Origin of the sequence: Streptomyces yangpuensis (genome assembly GCF_024666385.1) — a bacterium.
Taxonomy (GTDB): domain Bacteria; phylum Actinomycetota; class Actinomycetes; order Streptomycetales; family Streptomycetaceae; genus Streptomyces; species Streptomyces yangpuensis.
In genome coordinates, this window is the sequence record NZ_CP102514.1 from 6546200 (window position 1) to 6563972 (window position 17773).

General features: G+C 71.8%; 13 protein-coding genes. 3 read left to right on the forward strand and 10 right to left on the reverse strand.

The window, feature by feature from the left end; all coding sequences use genetic code 11:
- Window positions 1-211: 211 nt before the first annotated feature.
- Window positions 212-2863, reverse strand: a complete 2652-nt coding sequence (locus NRK68_RS29695) for an AMP-binding protein (RefSeq protein ID WP_257857259.1) — start codon at window positions 2861-2863, stop codon at window positions 212-214.
- 213 nt (window positions 2864-3076) lie between these two features.
- On the opposite strand from NRK68_RS29695, the gene NRK68_RS29700 reads away from it, so the two are divergent.
- The 3 genes from NRK68_RS29700 to NRK68_RS29710 are packed head-to-tail and all read left to right on the forward strand — an operon-like array spanning window position 3077 to window position 6735.
- Window positions 3077-4096 (forward strand): iron ABC transporter substrate-binding protein, encoded by a 1020-nt coding sequence (locus NRK68_RS29700; RefSeq protein WP_183064100.1) that lies wholly within the window; start codon window positions 3077-3079, stop codon window positions 4094-4096.
- A gap of 6 nt (window positions 4097-4102) precedes the next feature.
- A complete protein-coding gene (locus NRK68_RS29705; RefSeq protein WP_183064101.1) occupies window positions 4103-5692 on the forward strand; it encodes an ABC transporter permease in 1590 nt (529 codons plus the stop codon).
- Window positions 5689-6735 carry an ABC transporter ATP-binding protein gene (locus NRK68_RS29710; protein WP_183064103.1) on the forward strand — a complete coding sequence of 349 codons (1047 nt, stop codon included), beginning with the start codon at window positions 5689-5691 and terminating at the stop codon, window positions 6733-6735. The genes NRK68_RS29705 and NRK68_RS29710 overlap by 4 nt, the downstream gene beginning before the upstream one ends.
- A gap of 506 nt (window positions 6736-7241) precedes the next feature.
- On the opposite strand, the gene NRK68_RS29720 is transcribed toward NRK68_RS29710, so the two are convergent.
- From NRK68_RS29720 to NRK68_RS29760, 9 genes are all read right to left on the reverse strand, one after another.
- Window positions 7242-8156: a formylglycine-generating enzyme family protein gene (locus NRK68_RS29720; protein WP_257857260.1), complete on the reverse strand. Its 915-nt coding sequence runs from the start codon at window positions 8154-8156 to the stop codon at window positions 7242-7244.
- Window positions 8157-8232: 76 nt separating this feature from the next.
- Complete coding sequence (locus tag NRK68_RS29725) at window positions 8233-8490, reverse strand: hypothetical protein (RefSeq protein ID WP_257857261.1); 258 nt, start codon at window positions 8488-8490, stop codon at window positions 8233-8235.
- A gap of 636 nt (window positions 8491-9126) precedes the next feature.
- On the reverse strand, window positions 9127-11880 hold the full coding sequence (locus NRK68_RS29730) for a fumarate reductase/succinate dehydrogenase flavoprotein subunit (protein WP_257857262.1): 2754 nt from the start codon (window positions 11878-11880) through the stop codon (window positions 9127-9129).
- 23 nt (window positions 11881-11903) lie between these two features.
- Window positions 11904-12659, reverse strand: a complete 756-nt coding sequence (locus NRK68_RS29735; protein WP_257857263.1) for an ABC transporter ATP-binding protein — start codon at window positions 12657-12659, stop codon at window positions 11904-11906.
- Window positions 12656-13558, reverse strand: coding sequence for an ABC transporter permease (locus NRK68_RS29740; RefSeq protein ID WP_257857264.1), 903 nt, complete (start codon window positions 13556-13558; stop codon window positions 12656-12658). Before NRK68_RS29740 ends, NRK68_RS29735 begins: the two co-directional genes overlap by 4 nt.
- Window positions 13555-14898: an ABC transporter substrate-binding protein gene (locus tag NRK68_RS29745; protein WP_257857265.1), complete on the reverse strand. Its 1344-nt coding sequence runs from the start codon at window positions 14896-14898 to the stop codon at window positions 13555-13557. Before NRK68_RS29745 ends, NRK68_RS29740 begins: the two co-directional genes overlap by 4 nt.
- Before the next feature lie 14 nt (window positions 14899-14912).
- Window positions 14913-15140, reverse strand: a complete 228-nt coding sequence (locus tag NRK68_RS29750) for a 4Fe-4S dicluster domain-containing protein (protein ID WP_257857266.1) — start codon at window positions 15138-15140, stop codon at window positions 14913-14915.
- Window positions 15141-15246: 106 nt separating this feature from the next.
- On the reverse strand, window positions 15247-16014 hold the full coding sequence (locus NRK68_RS29755; protein ID WP_257857267.1) for a GntR family transcriptional regulator: 768 nt from the start codon (window positions 16012-16014) through the stop codon (window positions 15247-15249).
- A 343-nt stretch (window positions 16015-16357) separates the two neighbouring features.
- Window positions 16358-17773: an NPCBM/NEW2 domain-containing protein gene (locus NRK68_RS29760; protein ID WP_257857268.1), complete on the reverse strand. Its 1416-nt coding sequence runs from the start codon at window positions 17771-17773 to the stop codon at window positions 16358-16360.

Genomic DNA, 17773 nt, shown 5'->3' on the forward strand with positions numbered 1-17773 from the left:
GCTCGCAGACCCTGTGCACGCACCCACGGCGGCCGACGGTCGGCGGCCGACGGTCGGCGGCCGGCGGCCGACGGCCGCAACGACGCCACGGACCGGCGGTGACAGTCGGCGCGGTCTGCCGAACCGGGCGAGCCCCGCCCTCGGCCTCGGCCACACCGGCGAGGTCCCTCGTCTCGGCCGTGAGCCTGCCGCCTCGCGGCGGCGGCAACGGTCACGAGAAGGTCGTGCTGCCCGAACGCCGGAGCCTCCGCAAGCCCGTCGACGGCCACCGGGACACCGAGGAAGCCGGTGACGGGAGCGCGGGAAGCGCGGGCAGCGCCCTCATCAGGCGGTTCGCACCGGCCGCGTACGCGATGCCGAAGACGAGCGCGGCGAGGAAGGCCAGGTGCCGGGAGAATCCGTCGATGAGCGGGAAGATCTGCCAGTGGGTCAGGTAGATGTAGAGCGAGCTGGTGGCCAGCAGGCCCGCCAGCCGGTTGAGGCGCTCCCGGCTGGGCAGCGTGGGCACCCACACCAGCAGGGAGATGCCCGCCATGATGATCACTTCTCTGCCGGGGTCGCCGGGGAAGAACCCCGGCACCGTGGCCAGGGTCACCGCCGTGACCAGCAGGCGCTCGCGCACGGTGCCCGCCTTCGCCGCGGCCCAGCCGAGCGCGAATAGCCAGAACACGGTGACGGCATCGGGCATTTCGGTGCGGCTCGGAAGACCGACGAGGTCGTAGCGGGTGAGGAGCCCGAGGGCGGCGAGGCCCATGGGCAGGGCGTAGGGGAAGCGGCGCTCGATCCGGTCCGTGAGGGGGAGGCCGAGGAACGCGACCGCCGCGATCAGGATGTGGACGAGCGCTTCGACGAACCAGAAGTGCATGCCGGTCCTGAGGTCTTCCGGCCCGATCGCGCTGTCCAGCAGGAAGAGATTGGCGAGCGTGTAGTCGTCGTTGAGAAGGAGGATGAAGCCGATCCACATCATGCTCGGCACCGCCACGCGGGCGATGCTGTTCCCCATGCGGCGTACGCGTACGCGCCGGTCGGCGTCGGTGAGGTGGAAGCGGGCGAAGTTGTACCCGGCGACGGCGAGCAGGATGTGCGCCCCGCCCTTGATGCCGAACACGTGGATGTGCGAGCCCACGATGCAGAAGATCGCCAGGGCGCGGAGCGCGACGCTGGTCTCCAGCCTGCGTGAGCCGGAGGGGCGCGGGGGCTGCCCGGATGCCCGGAGATCCCTGATCGGTGTCGTGTGCCAGTTGGCCGGCAGGTGGCCGAGCCGCTTCTCGAGGTGGAGCGACATCTCGACGTACGAGAGCGAGTCGCCGCCCAGGCCGACGAAGGAGCTGTCCTCCGTCACGTCGGCCGTGTCCAGTACCTCGGCGTACAGCCGGCACAGGTCCTCCCGGCTGTTGCCCGGGGGGAGGGGCCGGTCGGCCCGGGATGCGGCCACGGGCCGGCTCAGCGTGCGTACGGCCCGGTAGTCGGGCTTGCCCGTGGGCAGGCGGGGAAGATCCGCCACGAGGTGGACGTGGACCGCGCGCGCAGGCAGGCCGCATTCGTCGGCGACGAGCCTGCGCAGCCGACCGGCCTGGGAGTCGTCGGTGCCCACGGCGGCAATGGACAGTTTCTCGTCGTCACCGGTACACAGGGCGGTGACGCCCTCCCGTGCGAGCCTCGCCTCGATCTGCTGGGGGTCGATGCGCAGGCCGAGGATCTTGGTGAACCGGCCCAGCCTGCCGGTGATTTCGTACAGCCCGTCCGGCGTGCGGCGCGCGGTGTCGCCGGTGTGGAGCTCGTGCACGGTCCGGCCCAGCCGGAGGTCGTCCGGCGTATGGGCGTAGCCGAGCATGACGTTGGGGCCGCTGTAGATCAACTCGCCGGTGGTCTCGTCGGGTTGGTCTGGTTGGTCGGGTTGGCCGGGTTCGGCCGGCAGCGGCCGGAGCCTGAAGGAGCCGCCGGGTATGGGGATGCCGGTCGCCTCGGGGCGGGTCTCGGCGAGCTCCGGGGGCAGATAGGCCATGCGCGCGGTCGCCTCGGTCTGCCCGTACATCACGAACAGCTCCCAGCCGGCGGTGCGGCCCAGCGCGGCGTACCGCTCGACCCGGTCGGGGGCGAGCCGGCCGCCCGCCTGGGTCACGTACCGCAGGTGCGGCAGTTCCATCGAGGCGAAGCCGACCCGGTCCAGCAGGTCGAAGGTGTACGGGACGCCCGCGAAAGCCGTGCCGCGGGCGGTACGGAACAGGTCCCAGAAGCAGCCGTCGGCGACCGACAGGTCGGTCAGGATCAGTCCCGCGCCGCGCAGCAGGTGGCTGTGGATGACGGAAAGGCCGTAGCAGTAGTGCATGGGCAGGGTGGTGGCGGCCCGGTCCGTGTGCCGGATGCCGAGGTACTGGGCGATCGACTCGGCGTTGGACTGCAGGTTCTCGTGCGACAGCCGTACGAGCTTGGGCGACCCGGTGGAGCCTGAGGTGCTGAGCAGCAGCGCGAGGTCGGGGTGCAGGGTGTGCGCGGAGCCCTGGCGGCGCTCGTCGAGCACCCACGCTCCGCCGTCCTGGTGTGCCACCACGTCGGGGTCGTACGCGTCGATCAGCGACCGTACGGCCTCGGGGTGGTCGCCGGGCACGAGCAGAACGGGATGCCCCGCCGACAGCGCCGCCAGGTGGACCACGAGTGCGTCGGGGGTGTTGACCCCGCACAGGAGCACCAGACGGCGTTCCCGGCCGAGGCGACGGGCCGTGGCGTCCACCCGTGCGGCGAGCTCGCCGTAGGTCACGGGTCCGTCGGCGGTGATGACCGCGATGCGATCGCCGTGGGCCGCGAGGGCATGGGCGAACGGGACGGTCCGGGTGCCTGGAAGCAGATCGGGAATAACGCTCACGGGCGCATCTTAGGAAAGCCTTACCTCGCCGGATAGTCACAGGAAAGTCACGGGAGGCCCAATGAAGATCCATAAGAAAGTGCGAGGTAGGGTCGGCTCCGCCGATGCCCCGGCGGAGCCGAATTGTTGTGTGCGTCACCTTGACCTTTAGGTTAGCTTTACCTTACTTATGGTGCGTTCCGTTTCTCTGCTGCACCCGCAGGAAGGCTCCCGATGCGACGCCCCTTGGCCCAACGCCTGACCGTGCTCTTCGCGGCGGCCCTCCTCCTTCCCACGGTCGCCGCCTGTGGTGTCGACGAGGACGATGCGGGGCTCGTCATCTACTCGGGACGCAACGAGAAGCTGGTCAAGCCGCTCCTGGACGACCTGGAGAAGGCCGTCGGCACCTCGGTCGCCGTCCGGTACGGCGAAAGCGCCGAGCTGGCCGCCCAGATCCAGGAAGAGGGCGACAAGACCAAGGCGCATCTGTTCTTCTCCCAGGACGCCGGAGCCCTCGGCGCCCTGTCCACCAAGGGCCTGCTGGAGAAACTGCCCCAGCCCTCGCTCGACAAGGTCGACCCGGCCTTCCGTGGGGCCGCGGGCGACTGGGTGGGCACCTCCGGGCGCGTCCGCGTCATCGCGTACAACCCGGAGAAGGTCTCCAAGGCGCCCGACAGCGTGCACGACCTGGTCAAGCCGGAATGGAAGGGCAAGATCGGTTACGTCCCGACCAACGCCTCCTTCCAGGCATTCGTCACCGGAATGCGCGTCCTGGAAGGCGACGACGCCACCCGCGCCTGGCTGAAGGGCCTCAAGGCGAATGATCCGAAGGTCTACGACAACAACCTGAAGGTGCTCGAAGGCGTAGGAAAGGGCGAGGTCTCGCTCGGCCTCGTCAATCACTACTACTGGTACGAACAGGTCGCCGAGAAGGGCGAGTCCAAGGTCAAGTCGAAGATCCACTTCCTGTCGGGCGGCGACCCGGGCGGACTCGTCAACGCCGCCGGAGTCGGCATCGTCAAGAAGGGCGCCCAGAACCCCGCGGCCCAGAAGGCCGTCGATTTCCTGCTCTCCGAAAAGGCGCAGAAGTACTTCGCCGACGACACCAAGGAATACCCTCTGGCCGCCGGCGTCACCAGTTCGGTCGACGGCCTGCCGCCGCTGGCCTCCCTCGACGCACCGAAGATCGACCTCGGCAAGCTCGAATCACTTCAGGAGACCCTGAAGATGCTGCAGGAAGCCGGGATGGTCTGAGCCGGCATGACCCCCACGGATCCCGTCCCGCGGACGGATCCGGCCACCCGTCCGGCCGACGTCACCACGTCGGCCGGACGGTCGCGCGCCGGAGCCCGCCCGCCTGCCGTCCTTCTGCTCCCCGCGGCCGTCGCGGCCGTGTTCGCGCTCCTGCCCCTCGGCTACCTCGCCGTCCGCTCCCTCGAACGCGGACCCGCCTTCGCCTGGGACGTCGTCGCCGACGAACGCACGGCCCAGCTCCTCGGACGCAGCCTCGCACTGGCTGCCGTGGTCGTCCTGGCCTGCCTGCTCCTGGGCGTCTCGCTGGCCTGGCTCACCGTACGGACCGATCTGCCCGGCGCCCGGGCCTGGTCGGTGCTGGTCACGCTGCCGCTGGCCGTGCCCAGCTACGTCGCCGCGTTCGCCTGGCTCTCCGCCTTCCCCGGCCTCGAAGGGTTCGCCGGAGCCGCCGTCGCCCTGACGCTGGTGAGCTTCCCGTACGTGTACCTCCCGGTCACCGCCGCCCTGCGCGGCACCGACCCGGCACAGGAGGAGGTCTCCCGCTCGCTCGGCCACGGGCCGCTCACCACCTTCCTCCGCGTCACCCTGCCGCAGTTGCGCCCCGCGGCCGCCGGCGGAGCCGTGCTCGTCGCGCTGTACGTGCTCTCCGACTTCGGAGCCGTCTCGCTGATGCGCTACGACACCTTCACCCGCGGCATCTACACCTCCTACCGGGCCAGCTTCGACCGCACCCCGGCCGCCGCCCTCAGCATCGTCCTCGTCGTGATGACGATCGCCCTGGTCGCGGCCGAGGCACGGACCCGCGGCCGCGCGGGCCATGCCCGCACGGGCACCGGCACCGCACGCCCCGCCGTCCCCGCGGCGCTCGGCCCGTGGCGCACCCCCGCCCTCGCCTGGTGCGGCGCGGTGACCGCGATCTCCGTCCTGACCCCGCTGGCCACCCTCGGCTACTGGCTCGCCGTGGGGAACTCCGCTACCTGGGATCCCGGCTCACTCCTCGACACCGCCGGCACCACCCTCGCCGTCGCCGCCGCGGGCGCCGCACTCACCACCCTCCTCGCCCTGCCGGTCGGAGTGATCGCCGCCCGCCACCGCGGCCGCACCGCCACCCTGCTGGAGCAGTCGGCCTACGCGGGCCACGCCCTCCCCGGCATCACCGTCGCCCTGTCCCTGGTCTTCTTCGCCGTCCGGTACGCCGAACCGATCTACCAGGAACTCCCCCTGCTCGTCTGCGCGTACGCGGTGCTGTTCCTGCCCGTCGCCGTCGCCGGCACCCGCGCCGCCGTGCTCCAGTCCCCGCCGGTCCTGGAGGACCTCGCCCGCTCACTCGGGCGGAGCCCGCTGAGAGTGCTGCGCGAGGTCACCGTGCCGCTGGCAGCCCCGGGTGTGGCCGCCGGAGCCGCCCTCACCTTCGTGGTCTGCATGAAGGAACTCCCCGCGACCCTCCTGCTGCGCCCCACCGGCATGGACACCCTGGCCACCCGCCTCTGGACCGAGACCGGCACCGGATCCTTCGCCGCCGCCGCGCCCTACGCCGCCGCCCTGATCCTGCTGGCCGCCATCCCGTCCTACCTCCTCGGAAGGCACCGCACATGACCGACCTGCAGATCACCGGCCTGGTCAAGGCGTACGGCCCCGGTGCGCCGGTCCTCGACGGCCTCGATCTCACCGTGCCCGCGGGCTCCCTGGCGGCCGTCCTCGGACCGTCCGGCTGCGGCAAGACCACCCTGCTGAGGATCGTCGCCGGATTCCTGCGCGCCGACACCGGCACCGTCACCATCGGAGGGCGCACGCTCAGCGGTCCCGGCCTGCACCTCCCGCCCGAGCGCCGCCGCATCGGCATCGTCCCCCAGGAAGGCGCGCTCTTCCCGCACCTGAGCGTGGCCCGCAACGTCGCCTTCGGGCTCACCGGCCTCGACCGCCCCACCCGCCGCCGGCGCACCGAGGAGATGCTCGAACTCGTCGGCCTCGCCGGCTACGGCGACCGCATGCCGCACGAGCTCTCCGGCGGCCAGCAGCAGCGCATCGCGCTGGCCCGGGCCCTGGCCCCGGAACCGGCCCTCGTCCTGCTCGACGAGCCGTTCAACGCACTCGACAGCGCCCTGCGCACCGGCGTGCGAGCCGATGTGTGCGCGGCACTGCGGGCCACCGGCGCCACCGCCCTGCTGGTCACCCACGACCAGCAGGAAGCCCTCTCGACCGCCGACCTCGTCGCTGTCGTCCGCGGCGGCCGTGTCGCCCAGTGCGGCACACCGCACGAGGTGTACCGCAGGCCCGCCGACCCCTGGGTCGCCGCGTTCGTCGGAGACGCGGTCCTGCTCCCCGGTACCGCCGACCACGGCGCGGCGGCCACCGCCCTGGGGCGCATCCCGCTGGCGGTGGCGCCCGACCCGGTCCGCGAGGGTGTGGTGCTGCTCAGGCCTGAGCAGCTCCGGCTCACCGACCCCGATGCGGCCGAAGCCAGTGGCACGGTGACCGACGTACGCTTCTACGGGCACGACGCCATGGTCACCGTCGCGGTCGACGGCATCGACCGGGCGATCGGCGTCCGCGTCCCGGGCCCGACCTCCGCCACCCCCGGCGAGCGGACCGGCATCGAGGTGACGGGGGAGACCACCCTGCACCCCACCGCCGTCTGACCCGCCGGCAGCCGTCCGCTCGGTGAGCGCCGGAAGATCCGGGCGCACCGGGCAGCCGGCGTCGGGATCGCCCGCCCGCTCGGTGAGCGCCGGAAGATCCGGGCGCACCGGGCAGCCGGCGCACAGCTGCCGGCAGTCGCGCATGTTGCCGGCGCAGGGGGCTCGTCGGTGCGTCGTGACGACCTCTGTCACGTGCAGTACGCACGGGACGACGAGGGCAGCGACAGAGTTGGACCCTGGCCAGTCGGTGTGTTGAAAGGTTGTGGTACCCGCCGTCGGGTGGGTCAGGTACGACGGGCAGCGGCGTCATCGGGGCGGCGTCCGCCAGGCCGAGCAGACCGTGTGTGATGGCGATCCGCAGACGGCGTGGACAGGACAGCGCGAGGTGGAGCCCATAGCGGTACGGCACGGCAGGGAAGCCGCTGCGCCGTCACGGCCGATCCCGCACCGGAACCGTCCGGTACGGGACCTGCGCGACCGTGTGGCGGGTGATGCCCCGTGTCTGCCTAGGGACCGCGCTCGGTGCTGTCCGCGGCCACGCGGAAGCCTATGTTGCCGGTGGAGCTGTCCGGAGTGTTCGAGCTGCGGGCAGCGACGCGGTAGCGGTTGCAGTACGAGTCGTGGCAGAGGTAGGAGCCGCCGCGCATCACGCGGCTGATGTCCGGTGCGAACCAGTCGGCGCACCATTCCCATACGTTGCCGACGACGTTGTAGAGGCCGAAGCCGTTGGGGCGGAAGGACTTCGCCGACGCCGTGGACTCGTAGCCGTCCTCCGCGGTGTTCAGGGTGGGGAAGTCGCCCCGCCAGATGTTGCACATGTGCCGGCCGCCCGGCGCGAGTTCGTCGCCCCACGGGTAGCGCCGCTGCTCCAGCCCGCCGCGGGCCGCGTATTCCCATTCGGCCTCGGTGGGCAGTCGTGTGCCGGACCAGGCGCAGTACGCCTGGGCGTCGTTCCACGAGATGTGGACGACCGGGTGGTTCTGGCGTCCCGTGACGGATGAGCCAGCCCCCTCGGGGTGGCGCCAGCTCGCGCCGGGGACTGCCCGCCACCAGGGGACTGCGGCCACGGGCCGGGACACGGCGGCGACGTCCTCGGGGAGGAAGCCGCCGAAGACGAAGGAGAAGCCGAAGCGTTCGGCTTCGGTGACGTGGCCGGTGGCTTTGACGAAGGTGGCGAACTGGGCGTTGGTCACCGTCGTGGGGGCGATGCGGAACGGGTCGACGGCGACCTTGCGCACCGGTCCTTCGCCGTCGGCGGGGAAGGCATCCGGGTCGTCCGTGCCCATGAGGAAGCGCCCCCCGGGCAGGTCGATCAACCCTCGGGCGGCCGCCCGCTGGACGGCGGAGGCAGCCGGCCGTGGTGCCAGGGAGAGCGTGACGGTCGTGGCGTCACCGTGTCCGGGGGTGCAGCAGGAACGCATGGCGGCTCCGTCGGTGTGGGTGGGGGGGGAACGGGTGCCTCGCGGGCGATGCCGCGGGGCACCCGGCCGGGTGGTGCTACGCGGTGCGGTCCTCGGAGAGTCGAGCCGCCAGGGCGGGGATGCCCAGGTTCTGCTCGTCCTGCGGGGTGGCCTGGTACAGCTTGTACGTCAGCTGGTACGGGTCATCCGCGAGGTCGTAGTACTCCGTGTACTGCTTGTTCTTGGCGACGTACGACGACCAGGTGGGCGGGCCGCCGGCGTACGTGCCCTGCTCCCACCACTCGACGAGAAGGTGGTCACGGCTGTACGAGGACAGCGGGGACTTGCCGTCCACCGAGTGGGCTGGGGCGATCCGGCCGCGTCGAGGACAGTGGGCGCGATGTCGATGTTGGCGGTGATGCGGTTGTCCACAGTTCCCGCGCCCAGGCCGCCGGTCGGACAGGAGAGGTAGAACGGCACCTCGTGTGCCTACGCGAACCAGGGCCGGGTGTCGTTCGCCGCCTTGTCGAGGAAGTTCAGGGTGCTTGGGCTGGTCGTCGGTGACGGTGAGCAGGATGTTGGGGCGGGTCGCGGCGGCGGCGGGACCGGCGGCCGCCGTACCGGCGAGGAAGCCGCGGCGGCTCACCCGCGGTCTGGTGCTGTCGCTCATGGGTTGTCTTCTCCTGGTTCCGCGGCTCGTACGGGTACGGCAGATCGACTGCCGTGAACGGGTTGAAGAGTGACCTCGCGGCGGGCCGGTGCACGCGTAATTACCGTCGCGCCCGGATGAACGGACACTGCGTGCTCGCCGGCCTGCCCGGACGAGGTGGCGGCGAACAGCGGGAAGGCTTCCTGCTGCCATGCCTCCGAGGCTAGGGGCGGGGGAGAGGCCGGTCCATGTACGGCCTGTGAAATACGGAGCTCCGGTTGGATGGACACCGGTGGGGCGGTGGTCCGCACGGCGCGGCGGCCCGGCTCCTCCCCGTGGTGGTCAGGAGGCCGTGCGCGACGCGTAGGCGCGGATGTCGGCGTCCGGGTCGGCAGCGGCCGCGGCCAGGGCGGTGCGGGCTTCGGGTACGGAGCGGTGGGAGAGGAGGGAGAGGACGGCGGCCTTGCGGACATCCGCGTTCGGGTCGTCCACGGTCCCGGCGAGGGCGGGGACCGCCTCGGCGGACGGGGCCGCGCGGAGGGCGGTGGCGGCTCCTGCCCGGACCTGCCACGCGGGGTCGGCGAGTGCCGCCACGGCCCGAGCGGCATACTCGGGCGGGCATCCGGTGGTGGCCAGTGCGCCCAGGGCGGCGGCCCGGACCAGTGGGTCGGGGTCGGTGATCAGCGGGTCGAGTGGCTCCGGGGCCGGGGCGTGCACTGCCGCGAGGCCGCGGGCCGCTGCGACCCGGACCTCGCGGGCCGGGTCGGCGGCCGCCGCGGCCAGTTCCGGCACCGCGTCCACGGAGACCAGGCCCCGGACGGCGCTGGTCCGGACTTCGACCGCGGTGTCGCGGAGCGCGGCGACGTACACACCGGCGTCGCCCAGCCGAAGCGTCCGCAGCACGTCGAGCGCGGCGGCCCGGACGGTCGCGTCGCCGACGCCCAGCGCCGCTCGAAGCCCGTTCTCCAGTTCTGCTTCGGCGGGCAGGACTTCCACCAGCTCGCGCAGGGCGGCCGCGGCGGCCGAGCGTACGCGGGGTGCGGCGTCCAGCAGGCACGCGGCGAGCGCGGGCCCGGTGCCGGCCGGTGTCGTCTCGCCGAGGGCTGCCACGGCCGCCGCCCGCACCGCGGGATCGGCGTCCGCCAGGTAGGGGCGGAGCGCGTCCAGGTCGGGAGACTCCTCGGTGAGGGAGAGGAGGCGGAGCAGGGCGGGGTCGGGTGCTGAGAGGTCCGGAGTGCCAGGCGGCGCGAGCGCCGCCGGTGCGGGCGCGGCTGCGGCAGGGCGTGCGGCCGGCGCGGCGTACCGGGGACCGGCAGTGGCCACCGGCACCAGCGCGACCTCGCCCAGCGGGTGCTCCGGCCCCGGTGCCGGTACGAACCCGGGCACCGGGACCGCGTACGGTTCGACGGGCCGCGCGGTGAACTCCATGGCTCCGGTGGGTGATTTGCGCAGGTCGAGGTGGTGCAGCCAGTCGGCGTCGTCGCGCTCCGGGTGGTCCAGCCGCTCGTGGTACAGGCCCCATCGGGACTCGGTGCGGGCCAGCGAGGCCCGGGCTGCCATCTCCGCGCAGTCCCGGATGAAGGACACCTCGGCGCACCGCATCAGCTCGTGCGCGGTGCGCGCCCCCATCCCGGCGATCTCGCCGGACATCCGGGTGAACGCCTCCACAGCCAGGGACAGCTTCGCGCCCGTTTTCGGCGGCGCCACGTAGTCGTTGACGAACCGCCGCAGCTTGTACTCCACCTGGGGCTGCGGCGGCCCGTCGGAATGGCGCAGTGGCCGGTAGACGAGCTCGTGCGCGGCGGCCAGCTGCTCCTGCGGCAGTTCCCCCTCGTACGTGCGGTACCGTGCGGCGTCCTCGCCGGCGAGGTCCCCGTACACGAAGGCGCCGATCATGTAGTTGTGCGGTACGCAGGCCAGGTCGCCGGCCGCGTAGAGCCGGGGCACGGTGGTGCGGGCGTGTGCGTCCACCCGCACCCCCGAGGCGGAGTGGCCTCCGCACAGCCCGATCTCCGAGATGTGCATCTCGATGTCGTGGGTGCGGTAGTCGTGGCCGCGGCCTTCGTGGAACGTGCCGCGGGTGGGCCGTTCCGTCGTATGCAGGATCGACTCGACGGCGGCGACCGTCTCCTCGGGCAGGTGGCTGAGCTTGAGGTACACCGGGCCCCGGTCCGAGGCCAGTTCGGCGGCGAACTCGGCCATCATCTGCCCGGACCAGTAGTCCGACTCCACGAACCGCTCGCCGTGCCGGTTCACCTGGTAGCCGCCGAACGGGTTGGCGACGTAGGCGCAGGCCGGCCCGTTGTAGTCCTTGATCAGCGGGTTGACCTGGAAGCATTCGATCCCGGTGAGCGCGGCCCCCGCGTGGTAGGCCATCGAGTAGCCGTCACCGGCGTTCGTCGGGTTCTCGTACGTCCCGTACAGGTAGCCGGAGGCGGGCAGTCCGAGCCGGCCGCAGGGCCCGGTGGCCAGGATCACCGCGCCTGCCCGCACGGTGACGAACTCCCCGGTGCGGGTGTTGAACCCGGCCGCGCCGATCGCCCGGCCGTCGTCCGGGTGGGTGAGCACCCGCACCGGCATCACCCGGTTCTCGATGCGGATCCGCTCGCGCATCTCGCGGCGCCGCAGCTGCCGGTAGAGGACCTTCTTGACGTCCTTGCCCTCCGGCATGGGCAGCACGTACGAGCCGGACCGGTGGACCTGGCGGACGGCGTACTCGCCGTGCTCGTCCTTCTCGAACTTCACCCCGTACGACTCCAGGCGCTGGACCATGGCGAAGCCGCGGGTGGCGGTCTGGCGGACGGTGGACTGGTCGACGATGCCGTCGTTGGCGCGGGTGATCTCGGCGACGTAGTCGTCGGGCTCGGCCCGGCCCGGGATGACCGCGTTGTTGACCCCGTCCATGCCCATGGCCAGCGCGCCCGAGTGCCGTACGTGTGCCTTCTCCAGCAGGAGTACCCGGGCACCGCGCTCGGCTGCGGTCAGCGCGGCCATGGTGCCGGCGGTTCCGCCGCCGATGACGAGGACGTCGCAGGACAGCTCGGTCGCGTCGGCGAGGGCGGGGATGGTCAGGGGAGCGTCCACCAGGGTGTCCACGGGGGATGCCTTTCGGATGGGTTCTAGAGGGATTCGAGGATGCGGCGGCGCAGCTCGGTGGTGCCCGGGTCGTGGCGCGCGTCGCGATCGCGCGGGTGCGGTACGTCCAGCACCTCGCCGGTGCCCGGGAGGAAGACCCGGTCTCCGAGGTGCAGGGCCTCGTCCACGTCGTGGGTGACGAAGACGACGGTCGCGCCCGTCCCCCGCAGGATGTCCACCAGCAGGTCCTGCATCCCGGCGCGGGTGTGCGCGTCGAGCGCGCCGAAGGGCTCGTCCATCAGGACCGCCCGCGGTCGGCCGGCCAGGGCACGGGCGAGCTGGACGCGCTGGCGCTGCCCGCCGGACAGCTGCCGCGGCAGTTTGTGGGCGTGCTCGGCCAGCCCCACGCGGTCCAGCCAGTCGCCCGAGGACCGCCGCCGTTCGGCGCGGGGGATCCGGCGGATCGCCAGCGGCAGCTCCACGTTGGCGCGGACCGTGCGCCAGGGCAGCAAGGCGTCCTCCTGGAAGACCAGTGCCCGGTCGGCCGCGGGGCCGCCGATCGATTCGTCGTCCTGGGCTACCTGCCCGTCCAGGGGGGGCAGCAGACCGGCGAGGGTGCGCAGCAGGGTGGACTTCCCGCAGCCGGAGGGCCCGACCACGGTCAGGAGTTCGCCCGGTGCGACGCGCAGCGTGACGGTGCCCGGCAGAGCCACGCCGTCGGCATGGCCGAGCCTTACGTCCTGGAGGGTGAGTACGGCCCCGGTGGCCGGGGGCGCGGTCGGCAGGGTCACGGTGCTCATGGAACCGGCTCCTTAAGGGGATCGGCGGCGGGCGCCGCAGGGTGTGTGACGGCGAGCTCCCTGCCGCTGGGAGCGGAGGGAGGACCGCCGCTGCGCACCGCAGCCGTACGCGTTGCCCTGGAGGCCGCCCGCCCGGCCGGGCGGGGCAGCCATGCGGTGGCCCGACGGCCCACCAGCTCCACCGCGGTCGAGGTGAGCCACCCCAGGGCTCCGATGGTGACCATGCCGACGAAGACCCCCGGGAAATCCACGATGGTGTAGTCCTGCCAGGTCCGGTAGCCGACCCCGTACTCGCCGGAGATCATCTCCGCGGAGATCACACAGATCCACGAGACACCGATGCCCACCGACAGGCCGCCGAAGATGCCCGGCAGCGCGCCGGGCAGCACCACCGAGAACAACACCCGCAGCCGGCCGCCCCCCAAGGTCAGCACGGCCTCCTCCCACACCGGGCTCAGCGCCCGGACCGCGTGCCGCGCAGACACCACCACCGGGAAGAAGGCGGCGGCGAAGGTGATGAACACGATGCCCTGCTCGTTCGTCGGCAGGAGCAGGATCGCCACCGGAACCAGCGCGATGGCCGGCACCGGCCGCACCACCTCCACCACCGGACCCAGCAGGTCTGAGGCCCACCGTGACCGGGCGATCGCCGTGCCCACCGCCACACCCAGCACCGCAGCCAGCAGGAAGCCCACGATGATCCGGCGCAGGCTGTGGCCCAGGTCCTCCCAGTACGCGGCCGTCCCGAGCCTGTCGGCCAGCGCAGAACCCACCTCGCCCACCGTCGGGAACTGCTCGAACCGCAGCCACAGATTGACGTCCCACACAGTCAGCAGCTGCCACAGCCCGAGCGCCGCGCCCAGCGAGGCGACGCGCAGCAGCCGGCGCCCCGGCGTCATGACGCGAGCCCTACGGCATCCTCGTAACGGATGACCCGTGCCCCTGCATGGCCGTCGACGTACCGCTGGGCACTGGCCGGTGTGACGAAGGCGCGCAGCTCGGCCCCGTCCGCCACCCACACCGCCTTGTCGGCGAACCACAGGGTGCCGGTCAACGCGTCCGGCACGTACGCCGCCCGTACCTGCGCACCTTTGGCGGCCTTCAGCAGCTCCTTGGGATTCTCGAACGTACGCGTGGTGGTCTGGCCCTTCAGCCACAGTTCGGGCTTGACCGCACTCGCCGGCGGGTAGGGCGGGGCCTGCACGGCGCGCTTCAGCGGTGCCGGGTCGACGAAGGCGTCCACGTCGACGTCGCCCACCAGCGCGGCCGCCTTGAGCACCGGTACGTCCTGCTTGAGCGCGGCGATCAGCTCCGGTCGGAGCTCCGGGTCGAAGGTGGCGATGCCGTTGGCCCCGTTGTAGAGGTAGACCACTTCCGCCGGCAGGCCGGTCTCCTTGGCGACCGACTCGGCGGCTGCAACCGGCTGCTCGCGGAGGTGGTCCGTGGCCCGCCGCTGCGCCTTGAGGAAATCGCTGAGGACCCCGGCCCGTTCCTCGGCGAACTTCTGCCTGACCGTGACTCCGTGGAAAGTCGGCAAGTTCAGTTCCGCTCCGTCGTACAGAGCCGTGGCGCGCCCCTCGAAGGCCAGCTGGCCGGGCCAGGCGACGAACTGGGAGAGTGCGTCGACGCTGCCTGCGGTCAGGGCCGAAGCCCCGACGCTGGGCTGCTGGTTGAGCTTCCTGATGTCCTTCTCGGCGTCGATTCCCGCTCGTTGGAGGGCGCGGACCAGGGTGCCGTCGGCGGCCGAACCCACACTGGTGGAGATCTTCTTGCCGCGCAGGTCGGCCAGCGACCTCAGCGGCGACCCGGGGGCGGTGACCACCGTGTTCAGGCCGCCGCGCAGGTTGTAGCCGGTGACGGCGACCAGCCGGGTCGGCTGCTTGAGCTCCTTGCCGCGGGCTGCGTTGATCAGCAGCGGAAAATCGCCCATGGAACCGATGTCGATCTTCCCGGCTGTCATCTGTGCGGTGATCGGAGCGCCGGTCGCGTAGTCCTGCCACTCGACCTTGTAGGTGGTGCCGTCCCTCTTCCCGCGGGCTGTGAGCTCCTCCTCGAAGTAGCCGAGGGAGCGCAGCAGCGTGCCGGCGGTGACGGTGTTGATGGTTTTCGACTGGTAGCCGATGGTCACCGTGACCGTCTCGGGGCCCGCCGTGCCGTTTGCCTCGGACGACGTGCCGCAGGCGGTGGCCAGCGGCAGCAACAGGGCGAGCGTGAGGAGCGGAAGTATTCTGCTGTTCATGCGAGTCGGGCCTTTCACCGGAGCAGGTAGGGCATGTTGACGGTGACCGCGCCGGTGGGGCAGCGGGCCGCGCACGGGCCGCAGTACCAGCACTCGTCCACGTGCATGTACGCCTTGCCGTCGTCCTCGCGGATCGCGAGCGAGTCGAGTGGACACATGTCGACGCAGAGCGTGCACCCCTGGATGCACTTGGATTCGTCGATGGTCACGGGTACGTCGGAGCGGTGCGGAACAAGGGGCATGGCGGTCTCCAAGGGCCCGACAGGGCAAGGAACACGATGAGGGGAAGGGGAGCGGACCTCGAGAACCCAGGACCCCGGCAACTCGTGGATCCAGCGGTCCGAGGACTCAGCGGGAGCGGTGCAGGACACCGCTCATGGTGATGCGGTCGCCGCGGAACCGGATGAATTCCAGGTCCACCGGTCGCCCGTCGGGCAGCCGGGTCAGCCGCTCCAGCATCAGTACGGCGGCTCCGCGCGGAGCCTGGAGCACCGCGGCGGAATGGGCGTCGGCGTTGACGGCCTCCAGCGTGATCTCGGCATGGCCCAGAGGGCCTCCGGTCAGTGACTCCAGGAGCCGGAACACGTCCGTGTTCTCGAGGTCGCAGTCGAGCAGTTTGCTGCCCACGTCCATGGGCAGGTAGGAGAGGTCCAGGGACAGCGGCAGTCCGTTGAGTCGGCGCAGCCGCTCGATACAGAGGACATCGCTGTGCTCGGGCAGGCCGAGCCTGTGGGCAACAGGGCCCGAGGCGGTGATGGGACCGACGGTACGGACCTCGTTCGTCACCCGGCCGTGCTCGTGCAGCGTTTCGGCCAGGCCCTGGAGCCGGTCCAGGCCGTGCGGGTACTTCTCGCAGACCACCACGGTGCCCACCCCGGGCTGGCGTTCGATGAGCTGTTCACCGCGCAGCAGGTCCAGTGCCTGCCGGACCGTGTTGCGGCTGGTGCGGTAGTCGGCGGCGATGGTGTTCTCCAGTGGCAGGACGCCGCCGGGGAAGCTGCCCGCAAGGATCTGGTGGCGCAGCAGGTCGGCGAGTTGCCGGGCCTGGTCCGCACGCAGCCGTCGGCGTCGCGCGGCGGCGACCGGTCGGGCGGCGGGGGCGGGTTCGGCTGGCATGGAAGGGAACGTACCGGCCGGGTGAGCCCGATGGTGTTGCCGCAGTATTGCGCCACCAATCGCGCCCTGTGTACCGCTCTGAACTGCGCTTTTATGTGAAGAGTGGCGAGATCCGCCACCGTGTCGCCCAGATGTTGGACAACGATGTGACCACGGTACGAGCCGGTGCCCGCCTGGACCCGTGAGTCTCGGAACATCTCCTTCCGAACACAGCAGCGCCGGCTCCGCGGAGCCGGCGCTACTGTGTTCGGGACAGTGCCTTCCCGGGTACGGCGAAGGTCGGAAGGGCAGCCCAGGAGCGACGCTCCGGAAACGGCCTCTCCCGCTCTGTGTGCAGGCGGGTTCACCCCACCGTGACGTGGGCCAGGGCCCAGGAAGTGTGGTCGAAGGAAGTGCGGTTGTCGGCGTCCTCGACCACGAGGCGCAGGACACGTACTCCGCGGACATCCAGATCGACACGGACCGGGCCGGTGGCCGCAGTGAGTGTGGGGGTGGTCAGCAGCAGGCGGTCGTCGCCGTAGACCTTGGCGCGGGTGGCTCCCACGCTGCTCTGCTTGGCGGAGAAGTCGTCGATGCCGACGAGGGAGGTGAACCGGAGGCCGGCGGCGCCGAGGTGGTAGGCGATGTCGCTGGGTGCGTGGACGCCCAGGCCCTTGGGGTACGTCGTACCGCCGAAGGAGATCAGGGGGCCGTCGCCGGCGGCGCTCCTGCCGTTGGAGGTGTCGCGCTCCACCGGCCCCCAGCCGTTGGTGGCGCTGATCCAGGTGAGGTCGGAGAGGTACGAGTCGCGGACGGGAGCGGCGGGCGGGGTCGCAACGGTGCCCGTCGCCGGGTAGCGGACCCGCCCGGACGGGGCGTCGGCGGTGCCTTCCGCGACGAGCGCCCACGTGGTTGCCGGAGCGGTGTTCGCGGGCGGGGTCACCCGCCAGGAGGCGGTGAGACGGCCCCCGGCGGCGAGCTGGTCCGCCGTGGCCGGGGAGACGGGGGTCGCGGTCCAGCCGGTGGGCGCGCGCAGGGCGAGAACGGCATCGGCCCAGGGCCGTGCGGAGCCGTTGTCCAGCGTGGCGGTCACGGTGAACGCCTCACCGGGGACGGCCAGCCGGGGCAGGGTCAGCCGCGTGCCGAACGGCTTGCGCGGATAGGCGTCCTTCCAGGAGGAGCGCATCAGCGCCACGAGTTCGCGGCCCTTGGCCGCGTGCCTGTCGATGACGTTGCGGCTCTCGCCGGGATCGGCGGCCAGATCGTACAGCTCGACCTGCCACTTGTCGTCGGGGAGGTTGTGGTCACGTTCGGGAGCGAAGCGGACGGCCTTCCAGTCGTCCTGGCGCACCGCCTCGGCCAGCCATGTGGCGCGCTTGTTGTCCTGTGCGTTGGCCCGGCTGGTGACGCCCCATTCGTCGCGGAACCAGTACAGGTGTCCATGACGGGCCGAGTCGGCGCTGCCGGCGAGCAGGGGAGCGGCCGACAGCCCGTCCACATCGCTGGGAGACGGGGCGCCGCCGAGCTCGGCCAGGGTGGGGAGCACATCGGTCAACGGGGTCGGACGGTCGCTGGTGCCCTGGCTTACGCGGCCGGGCCCCCAGGCGATGAGGGGCACCCGTACGCCGCCCTCGTAGAGGTTGCGCTTGTATCCGCGCAGCGGGCCGTTCGCGTCGAACAGGTCCGGGTTGACCCCGCCCTCCTCGTGGGGGCCGTTGTCGCTGGTGACGAGGACGACCGTGTCCTGCTCCAGCCCGTGGGCGCGGAGCCGGTCGACCAC